The organism is Tersicoccus solisilvae, from assembly GCF_014643255.1.
Lineage (GTDB): Bacteria > Actinomycetota > Actinomycetes > Actinomycetales > Micrococcaceae > Tersicoccus > Tersicoccus solisilvae.
Genome location: NZ_BMJI01000110.1, coordinates 1 through 509, shown reverse-complemented (window position 1 = coordinate 509; position 509 = coordinate 1). Strand labels below are relative to the sequence as shown.

The 509-nt window shown below is 36.1% G+C and carries 1 protein-coding gene; it reads left to right on the top strand.

What is annotated here, in order from left to right; translation table 11 throughout:
• Nucleotides 1-137 precede the first annotated feature (137 nt).
• Nucleotides 138-509, top strand: a 372-nt coding sequence (locus IEX22_RS16570; protein ID WP_229660129.1) for a THUMP domain-containing protein, incomplete at its 3' end; no start/stop codon positions are given.

Here is a 509-nt window from a genome sequence, read left to right as displayed (position 1 = left end):
CCTTGTCTTGATATAATGACACTGCCTTGTTTTAAAATAGTAAGCGGATGCGTTAATGTATCAGCGATTAAATTTGTTGGAAATGTATAAAAAACACAAGCTAAGAATAAAATACCTGTATAAAAGGAGAATCATATATGTTTCAATTACTTGCAGTTTGTCCGATGGGATTAGAAGCTGTTGTTGCTAGGGAAATTCAAGAATTAGGCTATGAAACAAATGTTGAAAATGGTCGTATATTTTTTGAAGGAGACGCAAGTGCAATTGTAAAGGCAAATTTATGGTTGCGCACAGCAGACCGAATCAAAATTGTTGTTGGACGTTTTAACGCAACAACGTTTGACGAATTATTCGAACAAACCAAAGCGCTCCCTTGGGAATCTATAATTGATAAAGAAGGTAACTTCCCAGTTCAAGGTAGAAGCGTTAAATCAACACTACATAGTGTGCCAGATTGTCAGGCGATAACTAAGAAAGCTATTGTTGAACGATTACGTCGCGCATATAAC